A 15,336-nucleotide genomic window follows, 5' to 3' on the forward strand; every position below is an offset into this window, starting at 1 on the left:
GTTGTCTCGTTCATTGCACCTTCAGCAGTTTGTGCAATAGAGATACCGTCGTTCGCGTTACGAACAGCAACATCAAGGCCGCGGCTCTGAACGTTCAAACGGTTAGAGATTTGTAGGCCCGCAGCGTCATCTTTCGCGCTGTTGATTTTAGAGCCAGAAGCTAGACGCTCCATTGATGTTTGTTGTGCGCTGTTTGCGTTGTTTAGGTAACGTTGTGCTGTCATCGCTGAAACGTTGGTATTTACATTCACTGCCATGGTGACTTCTCCAATTGATTTTCCGGTATAGCGGTTTCCGACGTCTCGGAAAACCAAGTAGTTATCTCTAAGTTACTATTAATAACGGCGTGAATACTGAAACCTTTAGGAAAAAAACAATAAAATTAAAGAAATAGCGAGAAAGGGGAAGAAAGCGTGACTAGCAGTAAAATTATCAAAAAAAGATGAGAAAAACGCTAAAGTTGTCGAGATGTCAGTCGAGCGAAAAGTTGTATTTTTATTAACCAAAGGGCTTTAGTTAAGCTGAATTACCTTTATAAGATTCGAGGCGATTTATTAACCCAGTAAGGTTAAAGCAAGATTCGGCGCTTGTTTGGCTTGAGCCAATATTGTGGTGCTCACTTGTTGCAGTATTTGCTGCTTGAGCATTTGAGTGGTTTCTTTGGCGTAGTCGGTATCTTTGATTCGACTGTTGGATGTAGCCAAGTTCTCATGAACGTTTTTGAGATTGTTTATGGCATGATCAAAGCGGTTTTGCATCGCGCCGAGTTCAGAGCGGTGACTATCTACATACTTCATCGCTGTATCCAAAATAGAGACAGCACGCTGCGCGCCACCCACATCGGTCACATTGATGTCATCGACTGATTCGTAATAACCCGCCGACATCGAAAGCTCACTGGCTAACGAACCTGAGAAAGAGATCGTGCCTGCCGTGTCTTCGCCTGACATATAGATCTGAAGCTGCCCTTCATCATTAACTGAAGCCGAGACCAGATCTGTTTGACCATTAATGTAAGTCGCCAACTCTTCGATATCATCGCCCGCTTTCGCGTTGATGGTGATCTCTTGTGGCTGACCAAAACGGTCGGTAAACGACATCGTCATATCATTCTGGTTGGATTTGACTTCCCACGAGTCACTAACCATGCCATTGGCGACATAGCTAAAGCCACCCATATTGATGTCATCGGTGCGCATGTTTTTCAAACCTATCTGCACCGCTTCACCAGAACTGCCACCGATTTGAAATGACGAACTACCAAAACTACCGTTAAGGAGTTTTTTACCACCAAACGAGGTGGTTTCAGCAATTCGATTCAACTCATCATTTAGAGCAGTCACTTCTTCTTGAATCGCCGTCCTTTCCGACTGGCTATTCGAACCATTACTCGCTTGCAGTGACAAATCTCGCATGCGTTGCATAATATTGGTGGTTTCGTTCATCGCCCCTTCTGCAGTCTGCATAATGGAGATTCCATCGTTAGCGTTTCGAACCGCGACATCAATGCCGCTCATCTGCGCTTCTAATCGATTCGAAATTTGTAAGCCAGCCGCATCGTCTTTTGCACTATTAATACGACTCCCTGAAGCTAAGCGCTCCAAAGATTGGTTCAGCATGTTGTTGGCATTCGACAGATTTCTCTGAGCCACCAGCGCTGAGACATTTGTATTAACAGTTATAGCCATAGACCTTCACTTACAAAAAGATGAATAAAACTCACGATTGCTCTTATATCGACCAATCTATCTAAAGCTTTAATAAAAAAGGAGCCCTGAGGCTCCCTTTGTTTATTCTATTTTGAGACGATTTACTTAACCGTTAATGCACTCAACATGTCAGTTGAAGGAGCAAAGTAGTAAGCGCCTGTCACCGCTTTAGTAAAACGCAGCAGTTGGTCTGTTTTACCATCTGTTACGCCGTACATGCTCTCTAGCATCGCATCAAAGTTATGACGAACATTACAGTAAGCAATGAACAATAGGCCATGGTCGCCCGTTGCTGTGCCATACGGTAGGCTGTGACGAACAATTTTAAGGCCCTTGCCTTCTTCTTTGATATCTACACGACCAACGTGAGACGCCGCAGGAACATCATCTAGCTCAATTGAATCGGGCTTAGTACGACCAACGACTTTCTCTTGTGCCGATACATTCAATCGGTTCCAAGCAGGTAGGTTATGCACAAAACGTTGCACCATCACATAACTACCGCCAGCAAATTCACCTTCAGGTACAATCGCCACTTCAGCGCGCTGTGCGTCTTTCGGGTTTTCGGTGCCATCAACGAAATCGGTCATGTCACGTGAATCTAGGAAGCGGTAACCGTAGGTTTCATCCACTACTTCAACGTCCGCAGCTACTTCAGATAGCAATTTACGCAGGATGAAGAAGTGCAGATCGTGTCGATTTGAATGACAATGAATCAAAACATCAGACGATGTGCTCGGTGCAGTGACATCACCTTCACCAAGCGCAGGGAAATCAATGAGGTCAGACGGAGCAGCTTGCTCGAACTTATTCCAAAAAGCCTTTGAGAACGCAACTGACGCCGTTAAGTTCGCATCTGGTTGAGTTTGGTTGAGCTCTTCGATTAGCGAAGGAATCTTTTGAATTTCTGCTAGTACATTAGCAGTGTTAGCATTCACTTTTAATTGAACGTAAAGAGCAAAAGGCCCAGCTTCTGGCAAGATAGCACTTTGAACGTTAGGCTGCTCATTTGAGACATTAAGCATAGATTATTCCTTCCAGTTTTAGCTTCTAAGTATAATTGTGAATGGGACAAATGTTTTGATGAGAATCAGTCTTCGTGCTCAACCACTTTAAAGCAATCCCTCGCGGCATGACTATTGGTTAGAAAAAGCGCTAACCACAGGAGCAACAACAAGGTGATGCCATTTGACCAACGGAACCATCCGTTATCCAAATAGATTAAATAAAGTGTATGAGAGCCTTGTGCCAAGATAGCCATCATGGTGACCCAACGGCCCCATGACACGACTTTATTGAGACGCTTTCTCTCTGGTGTTCTGAGTCCAAACAACCACATCAGTAGCAAGCTAGGGACACTCAAAGCAATTCCGACATAAAACATCTGGTGGTCTGGATAGATGATCTCGAGGATATCCGTTCCTGACTCTCGGCTTGCGCCCGCAACAATGAAAACGACCAAGGCTTTCGCAAGAAACAGCCAACCTAACCATAATAAGATTGGGGCTTTCAAAAAGCCGTGTTTGTCGTATTGTTCTATGGAGTACCGCACAAATCTCACTTTCACTTATTTTCAAACCAACACTTTAACGCAAATCATTCATACTTAACTAGGTTTGCGTTATCTTATTAGTTAATCCGTTTTAATTATCGAACTCAGTATGAAAAAGAAAACTAATACACCGTCTGTTGAATCTCAACAAGAAGCACTGAAGATAGCCAAAGCGACTCAAAAGCCAGCTCAAACCAAAGAACAAACGAAGTTGATTGCTCAGGGTATCGAGAAAGGCATCGCACTTTACAAGAAACAGCAAAAAGAACGCGGTCGCCAAGCTGATAAAGCAAAAAAACGCGCACAGAAAGAGAAGCAGACTCAACAAGCGAATCTAGACGAAGAGAACAATGTAGGCGCGAATGTTGAAACAACATCAAATCACGCCAGCAAATTACCGTGGTTACTATTGATCGCAAGCTGGGTAGGTTTCGCGATTTATTTGATGAAATAGCAAGGTAAACGTATGAAAAAGGAATTAGTCACTTTCGCTATGACTGGCATGTTATTAGGGTGCACGACACCGACGACAGTCCCGCATAACGAAGCTGACCAAGTACAAATGGATTATCACGGACTGATTGATATCAACAAGTGCGAGTACAAAGGGGAAGTCACAGGCAGCGAAGGCCACTGGTACAGCTACCTATTTTTCCCAAATGACACTCTGATTCAAGGCGCAATGAACGAATTAAAATCCAACGCCATTGAATTAGGAGCAGACACCATCATATTTACCCTTCCCCAAGACTTTAGTACTTCCGTCACTATGCTTGGTACAGCCTACCTGTGTAAGAGAGAAAATTAATCAGTAAATCGGCATCTCAATATGCTTTGATTTTACTACGCCCAAAAGAAAGCCAGCTTTCGCTGGCTTATGCACTAAATCCAAGGCTTGTTGCTATATCGCCTTTACGTTCGATAACCCATTGACTATCAAATGGCCCCCAGTCGGATAACTGGTAATAACCATCATTATGACGCCGCCCATCTTGAACAAACATAAGTTCGATACCGATCCCCGGTAACGCCTTGAGTACATCTTGAATAGTACGACGAGGCCAACCCGTTTTTTCGATGAGTTTAGGCACATTTGGCCTATCAAGGCTTTCCACTAACAATGCTAAATATAGCCGCCTTGCAAAAACAGGACTCAACTCCATTGACACCTCCTATATATGTGCAACTCAATTATTTCTTTTTTCGCTGACAACATGTTGAGGCTGATCAATAAGTCTCCAATAGTGACATTTTCTTACTGTTTTTTTTCACTCTATGAAATATTCCTCACTCTATTTTGTCTGAATTGCAGCTTCCTGATAGGATTCAACTCATAACAACGAAATAAAATCACCCAAAGGAAGAATAATGACTATCACTATGTTTGGCATTCCGAACTGCGACACCATCAAAAAAGCAAAAAAATGGCTAGAAGCTGAAGGTATCGAGTTCGAATTTCACGATTATCGTAAACAAGGTATCACTGAAGAGTTAGTAACAAGCTTCTGTTCAGAGCTTGGTTGGGAGTTGGTGCTAAACAAACGTGGTACGACTTATCGCCAACTGACTCAAGAACAAAAAGACACGCTAACGGAAGAAAAAGCCGTGGCTCTGCTTGTTGAACAACCAGCAATGATTAAGCGCCCAATCTTGAAAGTGGATGGCAAGCTTCACATCGGCTTCAAAGCTGATCAATATGCCGCTATTTTTGCTTAAGTAGCCGCATAAAATTAAACAAAAAAAGCGTTGAACCTCCCCTATTCAGCGCTCAACAATTAATGACTAGACGTTTTATTTAAACAAGGAATTCAAGGATGACAGATAGCCCAACTTTGGCTCTGGCAAAAGACCTCATTAGCCGTCAATCGGTAACCCCTGAAGATGCAGGTTGCCAAGACCTGATGATTGAACGCTTAAAAGCATTAGGCTTTGAAATCGAAGTGATGGTATTTGAAGATACGATGAACTTCTGGGCTCGCCGTGGTACAGAAGCGCCTCTATTTGCCTTTGCTGGCCACACAGATGTTGTACCTGCAGGCCCAATTGAGCAGTGGAACACTAAACCATTCGAACCGACTATCGTAGATGGTTTCCTACACGGTCGCGGCGCGGCAGATATGAAAGGTTCTCTAGCTTCAATGATCGTTGCAGTAGAACAGTTCATCGCTAAGCACCCTGATCACACAGGCTCAATCGGTTTCCTTATCACGTCAGATGAAGAAGGCCCTTTCATCAACGGTACAGTACGTGTTGTTGAAGCACTGATGGCTCGTGGTGAGAACATCGACATGTGTATTGTAGGTGAACCATCAAGTACTGAGTACGTCGGTGATGTCGTGAAGAACGGCCGTCGTGGTTCTATCACTGGCGATCTAACGATTAAAGGCACACAAGGTCATGTTGCCTACCCTCACCTAGCGAACAATCCTGTACACAGCTCTCTGCTTGCGATCAATGAACTGGCTACGACCGAGTGGGACAAAGGTAATGATTACTTCCCACCAACCAGCTTCCAGATCCCAAATGTAAGTGCGGGCACTGGTGCGTCAAACGTAATTCCTGGTGAATTTAATGTTCAGTTTAACCTTCGCTTTAGCACAGAGTTAAACAACGACATCATCGTTGAGAGAATCACAAATACACTCGACAAGTACGATTTCGAATACGATTTGAAATGGACATTCAATGGCGACCCGTTCTTAACCGACGCAGGCTCACTGCTTGATGCTATTGTGGATGCCGTTGGCCACGTTAATGACGTAAAACCAGCACTACTGACCACTGGTGGTACATCTGACGGCCGCTTTATCGCACGCATGAAAGGGCAAGTGGTAGAACTAGGTCCGGTTAATGCAACCATTCACAAGGTTAACGAATGCGTGAAAGTGGCTGACTTAGAGAAGCTAACTGACATGTACGAAAGAACACTAGTGAACCTGTTCGCTAAATAGTTCTTTCATCAGCGATTCATCGCATCTAATTATTGAGAGACGCGTTATGACACCAGAGCAGCTTACCGGACAATCAGATTCTCATCTGGAACCTAGCCTGATTGGCACCAAGACCTTCTTGGTCCACAGTGACGTCAAAGATGATCTGAACAACTTGATTGAAGCTGCTCAACTCGCTGGTTTTAAAATGGAGATTGCCAGTGGCTTTCGCGACTATGAAAGGCAATCTCTGATTTGGAATCGTAAGTTTTCTGGTGAAGCACCGATATTAGACTCAGAAAGCCAGCCACTGAATGCTTCAACACTCAGTGAACATCAAAAGTTGTCGGCGATCCTAAGATGGTCTGCGCTTCCCGGAGCGAGTCGTCACCATTGGGGTTGTGACTTTGATGTCTTTGCTCGTAATCACTTACCTGAAGGCGCGCAGTTACAACTGGAACCATGGGAATACCTTACTGGCCACCAGCAAGCGTTTTACCAATGGCTTGTTGCCAATGCATCTCAATATGGGTTCTTCTTTCCTTACAGCCAAGACCTCGGCGGTGTGGCGATAGAACCTTGGCATATTAGCCACCGTAAAGTTTCACAGTTGTGTTTATCACAGTTATCTCCCACTTTACTTGGCAAGCAACTCCAATCTAAGCCAATATTAGGGTATGAGATAATTATGGAGCAGCTAGACGAGATCTATGCGCGCTTCGTGGCGAATATCAGTCATTAGGAGCGCTTATGTTGGAGTGGCTTACAAACCCTTGGGTTATCATCATCATCGTGGTTAGCGTTGTGGTGGGTAATATTGCTGCGCTCAAACAGACCGCCAATATGGATCTGACAGGTCGTAACAAAACAGAGAAAGACTTAGACAAGCTCAATCAATTGGATAGACAAAACCAAGAGAAAGCTCAAGAAGATAAATCCACAGAGAACAAAGACACTTAACCTAGTGCCTTTGATGCGCTAGCCCCAACAAGCCGGGCGTGCTGTTATCCCTTGTTAGCAAATAAACAACACAAATAGACAACAGATAGATAAAACGCTGACAAACAGACATAAAAAAAGAGGACACAGTGTGTCCTCTTTTTATTTGTCAAAATCAGCTCAGGGCTTATTCCGCTTTTGCTTCTTTCTTATCTTTGGTTTGATCAGCAACGTGTGCCAATACCGGAACCATTGACTTCAGTAGCTCTTCTTCTACTGGCTTACCTGATGCATCCGTTACGTTAATTGACGTACGGTTACCAAGATCACCAAACAAGAAGGTGTAAGTACCTGGCGCTAGATCAATAGGTTGTAGGCCAATTGTTTCCCAGAATTCATCATCAGGCGCTGCGTATTTCGCTTTCACGGTACCTTGAGACTGGTTACGCTCTTCAAGCTCGAAGCCCATTTGAGGTAGCAGTTCAGGCAAGCGTTGCCACAATACGTTGTAAGGCGTACGCGCGATAATCACAGGGAAACCACTGCGGTCAGCACCCATTGAAATTGGGATGCGTTTCACTAACTCTTGCGCTTTCAGTGCAGCTTCAGCACGAAGGTTTTCATCGTACTTAGCCATCACAAGGTTCGTTAGGAACGCGTTGTAACGCTCTTTATTGGTTGCCGATACAGGTTTCTCTTCAGAACCTTCACGCCAATCAATCAAGTTAATCTTGAAGCCATGACGATTGTTCGCTTGGAAACGAGAAATAGAATAGCGGCTGCCAATTTCTACTTCTTCGTCTTCAGAAACCCAAGTTACCCAATCGGTCTCAATGTCGTTCTCTGATTGCTCACGAATGCCAATGCCACGCTGAGCTAGCATGTCTACCGCCGTTTGCCACACTCGGTCTGCTTCTTCAGCACGAAGAAGCCATAGTGTCACTTCACCGTTTTGACGCTCAGCACGAGCACCTGGGATCAGTTCAAGAACCTGTTGAGGCGGACGAATATCCACTTGACGACCTGTACCACCACTGAATTCACCGCTTGGGATATCAAAATTTGGGTAGAACTGAGGTTGAGCATCTTCAGGCAATTGCCATTGTGAAAACTCAGGTGTTTCTAAGTATTCGAAATCATCTTTGGCTTGACGACGTTGAGTCGGGCTACCAGAACATGCTGTAAGAACGAAAACAGCCAGTGACCCAATCACTAGCTGGTGAGAATACTTCATTTATACTCCTAAATGCCGAAGGTTCGCTTCGGCATCATTTCATACGTTTTAGTAAATGCACGCTTCAGTCATTGCTTGAGCAACAACAGGTTGAGCTGGCTTTGACAATTCAGTCAGCGGTAGACGTAAGCCACCTTCAGCAATCAGACCCAATTTGTGAACCGCCCATTTTACGGGAATAGGGTTAGATTCAACGAACAAGTTTTTGTGAAGAGGCATCAAACGCTCATTGATCGCTTCTGCTTCTTCAAACTTACCTTCTTTCGCTAGTTTGAACATGGTTGCCATATCAGCAGCTGCAACATTATTGGTTACAGAGATAACACCATCACCACCACGCTTAACAAATTCTAGACCTGTTAAGTCATCACCACTTAGTAAGATAAAGTCTTCGCCACAAAGTTCACGGTGAATTGCAATTCTGTCGAGATCACCCGTCGCATCTTTAAGTGCAACGATGTTTTCGATCTCAGCAAGGCGAGCAACCGTTTCTGGTAACAAGTCAACGGCAGTACGACCCGGAACATTGTATAGGATTTGTGGAACGTCACTAACTTCAGCAATCGCTTTGTAGTGTTGGTACAAACCTTCTTGAGTCGGTTTGTTGTAATAAGGCGTTACGCTCAGGCAACCAGCAATACCAGAACCGTTCAACAAACGGCTGAATAACACTGACTCGTGAGTGGCATTAGCGCCTGTACCTGCAATAACAGGGATACGACCATCGGCAAATTCAACGATCTTATTGACGACTTTGACATGCTCTTCAATAGTGAGCGTAGAAGACTCACCTGTTGTGCCAACCGCAACCAGACCATCACTACCTGCAGCAACATGGTACTCAACCAACTTTTTAAGGCTGTCGAAATCCACTTCACCATCTGTATTAAATGGCGTAACTAGCGCAACGATACTTCCTGAAAACATGTCTATCTCCCTTAATTTATTCTTTTTGCATGTTACTGTAAGCCGATCAATAAACACAAGACATTAAAGTGGCTTACTGGCAACAACTGCATTAAATATTGTCGTATGTTTGAGGTAAAACGACTTCTAACGCCGTTCTATCTGAAAATTTAGGTCATCTACGCTCAATCTAACGGATAGGGCTAAACTAGATGTCAGTAAAAGGTAAGCTGTCGCAGCGCAGCGTTATCTTGCTTTTTAGCCTCCTCGATATTCCTACCATTTGTTGCGCACCGGAAGGCAAACGCCTGATAAAAGCCCCCTTCGCACACTTATTCCTCTTGTTAACTGTGCTAACATGCATGCATCAATGGAATATATAGAGACGTGATTTTATGACTCAACATCTAGTAATCACAGCTGTGGGCACTGATCGCCCAGGTGTATGTAACCAAGTGGTTCATTTGGTCACCCAATCAGGCTGTAACATTATTGATAGCCGTATCGCCCTATTTGGCGAAGAATTTACGCTTATCATGCTACTGTCTGGAAAGGCAAACAACATCACTCGTGTTGAAACCACTCTGCCCTTGCTTGGTCAAGAGCACGACTTGATTACAATAATGAAGCGCACCTCAACTCACGATGTGATTGAAAACTCTTATACCGTAGAGGTCTTCGTTGAGTCAGAAGATAAAATCGGCCTTACCGAGCAGTTCACTCAGTTCTTTGCTGACCGCAACATCGGACTCGACTCGCTGAGCGCCCGAACCATCAATAAGTCCAAGGTTCAGCTCGACAACGACCAATTCCATATCTCTATTACCGCTTCTGTGCAATCAGAATGTAATTTGATGCAGCTACAAGAAGAATTCGACGCGCTGTGTCAGAGCCTATCCGTACAAGGCTCGCTCAACTTTATTAAAAACAGTCTCTAAAAAGGAAATGTCATGAATACGCTAACGGCTGGTGTTCCAGCACCTGCTTTTTCTCTTCCAGATCAAGATGGCAATATCGTATCTCTTGGTGACTTCAAGGGTAAAAAAGTACTTTTCTACTTTTACCCAAAAGCAATGACTCCAGGTTGTATCGTGCAAGCGGAAGGTCTGCGTGATATCAAAGCACAACTTGATGACCTCAATGTCGTGGTTTTGGGTGTGAGTGTTGATCCAGTCAAACGCCTACCAAACTTCGTTGAGAAGAAATCTCTGAACTTCACTCTATTATCAGATGAAGACCACAGCGTTGCTGAACAGTTTGGCGTTTGGGGCGAGAAGAAATTTATGGGTAAAATATACGATGGTCTGCATCGTATTAGCTTCCTAATCGATGAAGAAGGTCAGATTGAACACGTCTTCAATAAGTTCAAAACCAAGACCCACCACGAAGTGGTTTTAGATTACTTCAACCCAGAAGCTTAATCTCGATTTCAGTGAGTTGATTCTCTAAGTTCATACCTAGCGAATCTAAATACACCACTCACTAAGCCAAATGCAAAAAGGCGACTATCATCGATAGTCGCCTTTTTTATACTTATTCAAATTAATAGCTTGTTCAATTGCTATTGGCTATCAGAGGCTACTGCTGATGTTCAGGGTCATCATCGAGAGCATGACTCGGTAGAGCATTCCAAACCGCTTTCACTAGCGTTGCCAGTGGAATCGCGAAGAACACGCCCCAGAACCCCCACAGCCCACCAAACACCAATACCGCAACAATAATCGCAACTGGGTGCAGGTTCACTGCTTCAGAGAACAGAACCGGAACCAACACGTTACCATCTAGCGCTTGGATGATGCCGTACGCTAGTAACAGCCAGTAGAACTGAGGTTCTAGTCCCCATTGGAACAAACCGACAATCGCCACAGGTACCGTTACCGCTGCCGCACCGATATAAGGAATCAGCACAGAGAAACCAACCGCGACCGCTAACAAGACTGAATAACGAAGATCCAAAATCGCGAAGGTGACATAACTCACACCACCAACGATTAAAATCTCGAGAACCTTACCGCGAATGTAATTGGAGATTTGTTGGTTCATCTCTACCCATACTTTGGTCGCCAAACGACGATTTCGAGGAAGTACTCCGCTTGCCATTCTGATCATCTCTTCTTTATCTTTCAGTAAGAAGAAAATCAGCAGTGGTACAAGAATCAGGTAAACCGCCAGTGTCGCCAAGCTCACAAGAGACGCTAAAGAGCCTTTAACAACGCTCTCGCCAAAGCCCAGTGCTTTGTTCTTTGCGTTAGACATAACTGACTCAACAATCTGCAAGTTAGCCAGTTCAGGGTAACGCTCAGGAATCGTCGCGATGAACTTTTGTAGGCTGCCATACATGCTTGGAATATCATTGATTAGGTTGCCCACTTGCTCCCAAATGGTCGGTACCAAACCAAATATCGCCAATAGCATCACGCTAAAGAACATTAAGATCACCAACATCACTGATGGGGTTCTTGGAACACCTAACCGTTGAAGTTGGGTAACAGGCCACTCAAGCAAGTAAGCCAACACAATTGCCACCAATAATGGCGCAATAAGGTGACCAAAGAAGTAGATCGTAATAAAGCCGAATAGAATGATGGCAACCAAACTGACAGCGTGGGGATCAGAGAAACGTCGTTTATACCAACGATTGACCATTTCAAGCATCTGACTGCAATTCCTTTTTAGTGACGAGGAGATGATGGTAATTAGAGCAAACCTCAGTGATGACGTCATAGGCTTGCTTAGACAAAAAAGTAACAATATCTTTCATCGAGCTATTATCAGAGACATAAATTGACAATGACTGTCCGACTTCTAACTTTACACTGTGACGCTTGGCTAATAATAAAGCCATTGGACATCGCTCTTGGCGTAAATCTAGAATATTAGGTGTCATTCTTGGGCTCGATGCTTATTATAAGGGTCGTATTGTAATCTGTTTTTGAAAACGCGCCATCATTCATTCATTCATTCATTCACTACCTTCATGATAGCGCACGCACTTGGTAAAGGTTAAATCAGATAAAGAACCAATTTGCATTGCACTTGTCTTACTGTCAGATGAAACGGAGTATTACTGACTAATATGTTTAAACGCGCTCGTTCAATTGCTTGCTTATGCATCGCAGCCACATTAAGCACACCAACGTTGGCGAATACCAATGGTTTGGAGCTACCGGATATCGGCACCGCTGCTGGCGGCACACTCACTATCGACCAAGAACTTATCTATGGTGATGCCTACATGCGCATCATCAGAAGCAGCCAGCCCATCGTCAACGACCCTGTTCTCAACCAATATATCGATACGCTCGGCCATCGCCTTGTCGCGAACGCGAATGATGTGAAGACCCCTTTTCAGTTCTTTATGATCCGTGACCGCAACATTAACGCCTTCGCTTTCTTTGGTGGTTACGTTGCGCTGCACTCAGGTCTGTTCCTGCATGCTCAATCAGAAAGTGAACTCGCCTCGGTATTAGCGCACGAAATCGCGCACGTTACCCAACGTCACTTAGCACGTAGTATGGAAGACCAAGCTCGCCGTTCTCCTGCGACTATCGCAGCACTTGCCGCCTCTGTATTACTGGCAATTGCAGCGCCTGAAGCGGGCATTGCTGCATTAACCGCAACAACTGCGGGTAACATGCAAAGCCAAATCAACTACACCCGTAGTAATGAAAAAGAAGCCGACCGCTTTGGTATCAACACGCTCGCAAAAGCTGGATTCGATGTGAATGCGATGCCACGTTTCTTCGGTCGTTTGGCTGATGAATACCGCTACGCAAGCACACCACCACCAATGCTGCTAACTCACCCGTTACCAGAAGACCGAATCACAGATTCTCGTGCCCGTGCTCGCAGCTATCCGCCACTTAAACTGGCTCCTTCATTGGATTACCACCTAGCGAGAGCTCGTATTGTCGCGCGCTATGCGGGTATCAACAATGATGCGGCCTTGGATTGGTTTGAACGTAAACTGAAGAAAGCACCAAAAGCTATGGTGCCTTCACTAGAATATGGCCAAGCACTGGTTTATCTAGATTCTAAAAAATTGGATAAAGCAGAGCCGATTCTGACCAAGCTCATCAACAGCGATCCAACCAACCTATTTTATTTAGATGCGATCTCAGACCTGCACATTGAACAGAAAAAGCCTGAGATAGCGATTAAAGAACTCGAATCAGCGCTGGTTCGTCAACCAAACAACTCGGTTCTGACCATTAACTACGCCAATGCGCTGATTGAAAATGAAAACTTCCAAGAAGCCGTTCGAGTATTACAGCGTTACACGCACGATAATCCGAACGACACCAATGGCTGGCACTTACTTTCAAAGGTCAATACGAGCTTAGGTAATAGCGATGAAGATCTTGCTGCCCGCGCAGAAATTTTGGCACTGCAAGCCAACTGGAACAAAGCGATTCAGTACTACACGCAAGCCAGCCAAATCGCAGAACTCGGCAGCCTAAAACAAGCACGTTATGATGCTCGAATTGACCAGCTAATGATTCAGCGCGAACGTTTCTTATCGTTGCAATAAGCTTGTTTTATTAGCCGTCATTCTTGGTGACAACATAAAAATAAAGCTCAACATTACGTAATAAAGAAGCCGCTCTGGTGGCTTCAACTGAACAACTAAATCAAAAATAATAATGAGGAAGAACCATGTCTGTCGTGATTTATCATAACCCACGTTGCTCAAAGAGCCGTCAAACTCTCGAACTGCTTGAAGCAAACGGCGTACAGCCTGAGGTTATCAAATACCTAGACACACCTTTAACTATCGAGCAGCTTAAAGTGCTTTTCACTCAGCTTGGTTTTACTAGTGTGCGCGAGATGATGCGCACCAAAGAAGCGGATTACAAAGAAGCGAACTTAGGTGATGCATCGGTGACTGATGAAGCTCTTTTCTCAGCAATGGCAGCAAATCCAAAACTGTTTGAACGCCCTGTTGTTGTCGCGAACAACAAAGCAAAAATTGGTCGCCCACCAGAGCAAGTACTAGAGATTCTGTAAGCCAATATGAGCATTAACATTCTTGTTCTCTACTACAGTCGCCACGGCAACACACAAGCGCTAGCAAGACAAATTGCACGAGGGGTTGAATCTATCCCGAACTGTGAAGCCATGCTAAGAACGGTGAACGACGTGTACACGGTAGAAGAGCAGCCTGATTCGCGTTATCAACCGACAGATCCTATTGCGACCTTGCAAGAACTTCGTTCTTGCGATGGTTTAGCACTAGGCAGCCCAGTTTGGTTCGGCAATATGGCTGGGCCAATGAAGCACTTTTGGGATAGCACAACATCAATGTGGATCAATGGCGATCTCATCGATAAACCAGCTTGTGTGTTTACTTCTTCTTCATCACTGCATGGTGGTCAAGAGACGACACAGCAAAGTATGATGTTGCCTCTACTTCATCATGGCATGTTAGTCGTGGGAATCCCCTACTCGGAACCTGCGCTGCACACCACTCAAACCGGTGGCACACCTTATGGTGCAAGCAGTACTGGAGAGAGCGCTTCATTAAGCAAAGAAGAAATTGAGTTAGCGCAGAACCTAGGTAAACGCTTAGCGCGCATCGCTATCAACCAGAAGGGAATCTCTCAATGATGTATATGCCAGAAACGGCTATGTCTCCCAAAACAAAGCTCTTTCGCTACCTAGCGTTAGCAGGTAACTTGCTGCTTTTATTTTGGGTAGTGGCTTGGCAGATGACGCTTTCGCCGCACCCGCATCTAAGCAATGTCACACTTGCGATTGCTTGGGCTGTACCGCTGTTACTGCCATTGCCGGGCATTCTAGCAGGCAAGCCTTATACGCACGCTTGGGCGAATTTCGTCTTAATGCTCTACTTCCTACACGCGTTAACGATTATGTATGTAGACGGTGGAGAGCGTTTGTTAGCAGCTGTAGAACTACTCCTGACTAGCCTAGGCTTCGCAGGTAATATCTTGTTTACCCGTTTTAGAGCCAAAGAGTTAGGTATTAAGCTTAAGCGCCTTTCTGAAGTAGAAAAGAAAGAGAAAGCGAAATTCGAGCAATAATATTGATTCGATGCTTTAGAGCTTA

At 44.7% G+C, this 15,336-nt stretch carries 20 protein-coding genes and 1 pseudogene; 12 read left to right on the top strand and 9 right to left on the bottom strand.

Annotation, left to right across the window (positions count from 1 at the left end):
• The 4 genes and pseudogenes from BCT49_RS09595 to BCT49_RS09610 all read right to left on the bottom strand — a co-directional run.
• Nucleotides 1-257 (bottom strand): annotated as a pseudogene (locus BCT49_RS09595) (flagellin); the annotation flags it as partial.
• 297 nt (nt 258-554) lie between these two features.
• Nucleotides 555-1,688 carry a flagellin gene (locus BCT49_RS09600; RefSeq protein ID WP_102435042.1) on the bottom strand — a complete coding sequence of 378 codons (1,134 nt, stop codon included), beginning with the start codon at nt 1,686-1,688 and terminating at the stop codon, nt 555-557.
• 122 nt (nt 1,689-1,810) lie between these two features.
• On the bottom strand, nt 1,811-2,734 hold the full coding sequence (locus tag BCT49_RS09605; RefSeq protein ID WP_102435043.1) for a Dyp-type peroxidase: 924 nt from the start codon (nt 2,732-2,734) through the stop codon (nt 1,811-1,813).
• A gap of 65 nt (nt 2,735-2,799) precedes the next feature.
• Nucleotides 2,800-3,261, bottom strand: coding sequence for a DUF2919 domain-containing protein (locus BCT49_RS09610; protein WP_076668339.1), 462 nt, complete (start codon nt 3,259-3,261; stop codon nt 2,800-2,802).
• A gap of 109 nt (nt 3,262-3,370) precedes the next feature.
• On the opposite strand from BCT49_RS09610, the gene BCT49_RS09615 reads away from it, so the two are divergent.
• Both BCT49_RS09615 and BCT49_RS09620 read left to right on the top strand, forming a co-directional pair.
• The gene (locus BCT49_RS09615; RefSeq protein ID WP_102435044.1) at nt 3,371-3,715 is read left to right on the top strand and encodes a DUF2956 domain-containing protein; all 345 of its coding nucleotides are present in this window, start codon (nt 3,371-3,373) and stop codon (nt 3,713-3,715) included.
• A gap of 12 nt (nt 3,716-3,727) precedes the next feature.
• Nucleotides 3,728-4,069: a DUF4156 domain-containing protein gene (locus BCT49_RS09620; RefSeq protein ID WP_102435045.1), complete on the top strand. Its 342-nt coding sequence runs from the start codon at nt 3,728-3,730 to the stop codon at nt 4,067-4,069.
• Nucleotides 4,070-4,136: 67 nt separating this feature from the next.
• Here the strand turns inward: BCT49_RS09620 and BCT49_RS09625 are convergent, their stop codons facing one another.
• Nucleotides 4,137-4,424, bottom strand: coding sequence for a winged helix-turn-helix domain-containing protein (locus BCT49_RS09625; RefSeq protein WP_029223467.1), 288 nt, complete (start codon nt 4,422-4,424; stop codon nt 4,137-4,139).
• 205 nt (nt 4,425-4,629) lie between these two features.
• On the opposite strand from BCT49_RS09625, the gene BCT49_RS09630 reads away from it, so the two are divergent.
• The 4 genes from BCT49_RS09630 (at nt 4,630) to BCT49_RS09645 (ending at nt 7,151) form a co-directional block, all read left to right on the top strand.
• Nucleotides 4,630-4,977 carry an ArsC family reductase gene (locus BCT49_RS09630; RefSeq protein WP_017110361.1) on the top strand — a complete coding sequence of 116 codons (348 nt, stop codon included), beginning with the start codon at nt 4,630-4,632 and terminating at the stop codon, nt 4,975-4,977.
• 98 nt (nt 4,978-5,075) lie between these two features.
• On the top strand, nt 5,076-6,212 hold the full coding sequence (gene dapE, locus BCT49_RS09635) for a succinyl-diaminopimelate desuccinylase (RefSeq protein ID WP_102435046.1): 1,137 nt from the start codon (nt 5,076-5,078) through the stop codon (nt 6,210-6,212).
• A gap of 46 nt (nt 6,213-6,258) precedes the next feature.
• A complete protein-coding gene (locus tag BCT49_RS09640) occupies nt 6,259-6,933 on the top strand; it encodes a M15 family metallopeptidase (RefSeq protein ID WP_102435047.1) in 675 nt (224 codons plus the stop codon).
• A gap of 8 nt (nt 6,934-6,941) precedes the next feature.
• Nucleotides 6,942-7,151, top strand: coding sequence for a DUF2897 family protein (locus tag BCT49_RS09645; RefSeq protein ID WP_102435048.1), 210 nt, complete (start codon nt 6,942-6,944; stop codon nt 7,149-7,151).
• 166 nt (nt 7,152-7,317) lie between these two features.
• Here the strand turns inward: BCT49_RS09645 and bamC are convergent, their stop codons facing one another.
• Complete coding sequence (bamC, locus tag BCT49_RS09650) at nt 7,318-8,364, bottom strand: outer membrane protein assembly factor BamC (protein WP_017107221.1); 1,047 nt, start codon at nt 8,362-8,364, stop codon at nt 7,318-7,320.
• Between the two features lie 48 nt (nt 8,365-8,412).
• Complete coding sequence (dapA, locus tag BCT49_RS09655; protein ID WP_029223468.1) at nt 8,413-9,291, bottom strand: 4-hydroxy-tetrahydrodipicolinate synthase; 879 nt, start codon at nt 9,289-9,291, stop codon at nt 8,413-8,415.
• A 374-nt stretch (nt 9,292-9,665) separates the two neighbouring features.
• Between dapA and BCT49_RS09660 the strand changes: the two genes are divergently transcribed.
• Nucleotides 9,666-10,208, top strand: coding sequence for a glycine cleavage system protein R (locus BCT49_RS09660; protein WP_102435049.1), 543 nt, complete (start codon nt 9,666-9,668; stop codon nt 10,206-10,208).
• A 12-nt stretch (nt 10,209-10,220) separates the two neighbouring features.
• Nucleotides 10,221-10,691: a thioredoxin-dependent thiol peroxidase gene (bcp, locus tag BCT49_RS09665; protein ID WP_017107218.1), complete on the top strand. Its 471-nt coding sequence runs from the start codon at nt 10,221-10,223 to the stop codon at nt 10,689-10,691.
• Nucleotides 10,692-10,848: 157 nt separating this feature from the next.
• Here the strand turns inward: bcp and BCT49_RS09670 are convergent, their stop codons facing one another.
• Complete coding sequence (locus tag BCT49_RS09670) at nt 10,849-11,925, bottom strand: AI-2E family transporter (protein WP_102435050.1); 1,077 nt, start codon at nt 11,923-11,925, stop codon at nt 10,849-10,851.
• Nucleotides 11,918-12,157, bottom strand: coding sequence for a sulfurtransferase TusA family protein (locus BCT49_RS09675; protein ID WP_076656902.1), 240 nt, complete (start codon nt 12,155-12,157; stop codon nt 11,918-11,920). The genes BCT49_RS09670 and BCT49_RS09675 overlap by 8 nt, the downstream gene beginning before the upstream one ends.
• 189 nt (nt 12,158-12,346) lie before the next feature.
• Here BCT49_RS09675 and BCT49_RS09680 point away from each other — a divergent pair, with 189 nt between their 5' ends.
• The 4 genes from BCT49_RS09680 to BCT49_RS09695 all read left to right on the top strand — a co-directional run bounded on the left by BCT49_RS09680 (nt 12,347) and on the right by BCT49_RS09695 (nt 15,311).
• Entirely contained in the window at nt 12,347-13,801 is a 1,455-nt protein-coding gene (locus tag BCT49_RS09680) for a beta-barrel assembly-enhancing protease (protein ID WP_102435051.1), read from the top strand.
• A gap of 125 nt (nt 13,802-13,926) precedes the next feature.
• On the top strand, nt 13,927-14,277 hold the full coding sequence (arsC, locus tag BCT49_RS09685; RefSeq protein ID WP_102435052.1) for an arsenate reductase (glutaredoxin): 351 nt from the start codon (nt 13,927-13,929) through the stop codon (nt 14,275-14,277).
• Between the two features lie 6 nt (nt 14,278-14,283).
• The gene (gene wrbA / locus BCT49_RS09690) at nt 14,284-14,877 is read left to right on the top strand and encodes an NAD(P)H:quinone oxidoreductase (RefSeq protein WP_102364407.1); all 594 of its coding nucleotides are present in this window, start codon (nt 14,284-14,286) and stop codon (nt 14,875-14,877) included.
• Complete coding sequence (locus BCT49_RS09695; protein ID WP_017107212.1) at nt 14,874-15,311, top strand: DUF2069 domain-containing protein; 438 nt, start codon at nt 14,874-14,876, stop codon at nt 15,309-15,311. The genes wrbA and BCT49_RS09695 overlap by 4 nt, the downstream gene beginning before the upstream one ends.
• Nucleotides 15,312-15,336 lie beyond the last annotated feature (25 nt).

Origin of the sequence: Vibrio lentus, assembly GCF_002875945.1 — a bacterium.
Lineage (GTDB): Bacteria > Pseudomonadota > Gammaproteobacteria > Enterobacterales > Vibrionaceae > Vibrio > Vibrio apostichopi.